Raw genomic sequence first — 2,930 nt, 5'->3', positions numbered from 1 at the left:
GCTCGCGGCGCCAGCCGCGCAAGGCGGGGACGTCGGCCTCGTCGTCGGCTGCGATCTCCTCGAGATCATCGACAGTCGCGATCACCTTGCTGGCGACCGCGTGGCGCTCGGCGGTCATGCGCAGCAGCACCTTCAGGAGCTCGACGATCGCCGCGCCGTTGTTGTTGTTGCGCGGCTTCTCCAGCTTCGGCAGCGTCGCAAAATCCCGCGCCAGCCCGCGCTCGACTGCGGCCACGATGTCCGCGCCCCATTTGGACTTCTCGAACCCCTTCGGCACAGAGCGCAGATGGGCGAGCTTTTCCAGCGTGGTCGGCGCGTGGGTCGCGATGTCGGTGATCGCCTCGTCGCGCAGCACGCGGCCGCGCGGCACGTCTCGGCTCTGGGCTTCCTGCTCACGCCAGGCCGCGACCTCCATCAGGACGGCAAGATCCTTCGGCTTGCGCACCCGCGTCTTCAGTCGCTCCCAGGCGCGTTCGGGATGGAAGTCGTAAGTCCTGGGGGAGGTGAGGACCTCCATCTCGATGGACACCCATTCGCTGCGGCGGCGCTTCTTGAGATCGGCATCGAGCGCGGCGAACACGTCGCGCAGGTGCGTGACGTCGGACACCGCGTAGTGCATCTGCTCCTTGGTCAGCGGCCGGCGCGACCAGTCGGTGAAGCGGTGGGTCTTGTCGGGACGGTGACCGGCGACCTTCTCGACCAGCGCGTCGTAGGCGATGCTGTCGCCGTAACCCAGCACCATCGCGGCCACCTGGGTGTCGAACACCGGGTGCGGGATGATATTGGCCTGGTGCCAGATGATCTCGATGTCCTGGCGGGCGGCGTGGAACACCTTCAGCACGCTCTCGTTGGCCATCAGCTCGAAGAACGGCTTGAGGTCGATCCCCTCGGCCAGGGTGTCGACGACGATGGCTTCCTCGGCGCTGGCCATCTGCACCACGCACAGCAGCGGGTAGTAGGTGGTCTCACGCAGGAACTCGGTATCGACGGTAATGACGGGGTGCTTGGCCAGCCGGCTGCAGGCAGCCGCGAGGTCAGCGGTGGTGGTAATCAAATCCATGAACGGCCCATGACACTTGATATCAGCCGATCTGCCGAAAGTGCTGTGATGTCAAGGGGCTCAGTGCGAATTCGAGCCTTGCATTCGGGCCGGAATCGCTTTTTCCGACGAAATTCCTATTCGTAGCGGACCCGGTGCGAGGATTTGCGGCCGCAGGGCAGCGCCACCACGACCACGCACATGGCGACCAGCGCCAGCCCCAGGAACTCGATAACCAACAGATCCACGGCGAAACCTCCAGAAACATCGGTAGATTTGTCGGCGGTGCGTTGAGGGTCTGTTAATTGCAATGGTTACCGGCGGCGGGGCGGGCCGGATGGTGGACGGGAAGTTAACGGGGCAGGGCGGTCGCCCCTTCACGTCATCAGCTTCGGCAGGGCTGTGGCCAGCGTATCCACGGCCGCGCGGACCTTTGGCGGCATGCGGGGTGAACGCGGCCAAAGCGCGTGGCAGTCGTAGAGGAATTCCGGTTGGCCGCCGAAGAGACCGACCAGCGCGCCGGAGGCAAGACGCTCGCGGACCAGCCAATAAGGCAGCCAGGCGAGACCCATGCCCTGCACGACCGCATCGGCGATCGCTTCCAGATCGTCGAGCCTCAGCCGGCCCGATGGCATGATCTCGCGTGGAGGCTGATCGCCCAGCGGAAACAACCACGGCCGGACCCGCCCCGAGCGACGATAGATGATCGCCTGATGCGCGACCAGATCGTCGATCGATTTCGGCTTGCCGTTCGTGCGCAAATACGACCGCGCGCCGCACACCACCATGCGCTGGCTTGCGATGCGCCGTGCAATCAGGCCGGATTGGTCGTCGAGATCGCCGGTCCGGATCGCGAGGTCATAGCCGGCCTCAATGAGGTCGGCGATCGGATCTCCGAAGGAGAGGTCGAGTTCGAGATGCGGATGTTTGCGAGCCAGCTTCATCAGCAAGGGCGCGATGCAGTGCCGTCCGAGCAGGGCCGGCATCGTTACGCGCAGCCGGCCACGAGGCTCGGACAGCTCATCGGCAACGACAGCATCAGCGGCTTCGGCCTCGCTCAGCACCACGCGGCAGCGCTCATAATAGGCCTGGCCGGCCTCGGTCAGGCTCTGGCGGCGCGTGGTGCGGTTGAGGAGGCGAATGCCGAGGCGCTCCTCGAGGAAGCGCACGTGCTTGCCGACCATCGGCCCCGACATCTCTAGCGCGTCGGCGGCGGCCGCGAACGAGCCGAGATCGACGGCCTTGACGAATACGGCCATGCTGGTCAGGCGGTCCATGATTGAAAACTCCTGGTTTCGACTGTTCGCTCACTTGGGCGATTTATTCGCTTCCCGGGGATCGGCATAGCTCCATTCAGTTCAACTGTTTTGGAGTATTTCCATGGCCCGTGCCGTTCGCTTTCATCAACATGGCGGCCCCGAGGTGCTGCGCATCGAGACCATCGATGTTGCGCCGCCGGCAAAGGGCGAAGTTCAGATCCGGGTCAGGGCACTCGGCCTCAATCGCGCGGAAGCGCTGTTGCGGAGAGGGACCTACATCGAGACCGCGAAATTTCCGTCGGGCCTCGGTCTGGAGGCGGCCGGGCTTGTCGCGGCTATCGGGGAAGACGTGGCCGGCATTATGCCGGGCGATGCCGTCAGCATCGTGCCGCCACTGTCGATGGTGCGATGGCCGGCCTATGCCGAAATCGCGACGTTTCCGGCCGAGTTCGTCGTGAAGCATCCGCCGGAGCTCGGCTTCGAGACGGCGGCTGCGGTGTGGATGCAGTATCTGACCGCCTACGGCGCGCTGGTCGACATCGCCGGGCTCGGGCGAGGGGACGTCGTGGCCATCACGGCAGCGTCGAGCAGCGTCGGGCTGGCGGCCATTCAGATCGCGAACCGGATGGGCG

Annotated in this window: 3 protein-coding genes; 1 reads left to right on the top strand and 2 read right to left on the bottom strand. The window is 65.2% G+C overall.

Annotation, left to right across the window (positions count from 1 at the left end):
* Together rnd and MOV75_RS33020 are read right to left on the bottom strand one after the other, a co-directional pair.
* Positions 1–1,060 (bottom strand): ribonuclease D (rnd, locus tag MOV75_RS33025; protein ID WP_247007420.1); only part of this gene is annotated, 1,060 nt, incomplete at its 3' end.
* Positions 1,061–1,416: 356 nt separating this feature from the next.
* A complete protein-coding gene (locus MOV75_RS33020) occupies positions 1,417–2,316 on the bottom strand; it encodes a LysR family transcriptional regulator (protein ID WP_246927382.1) in 900 nt (299 codons plus the stop codon).
* Positions 2,317–2,419: 103 nt separating this feature from the next.
* Between MOV75_RS33020 and MOV75_RS33015 the strand changes: the two genes are divergently transcribed.
* Positions 2,420–2,930, top strand: a 511-nt coding sequence (locus MOV75_RS33015) for an alcohol dehydrogenase catalytic domain-containing protein (protein WP_247007418.1), incomplete at its 3' end; no start/stop codon positions are given.

Source organism: Bradyrhizobium sp. PRIMUS42, from assembly GCF_023006515.1.
Classification (GTDB): domain Bacteria; phylum Pseudomonadota; class Alphaproteobacteria; order Rhizobiales; family Xanthobacteraceae; genus Bradyrhizobium.
This window is presented reverse-complemented; position numbering and strand designations above follow the sequence as displayed.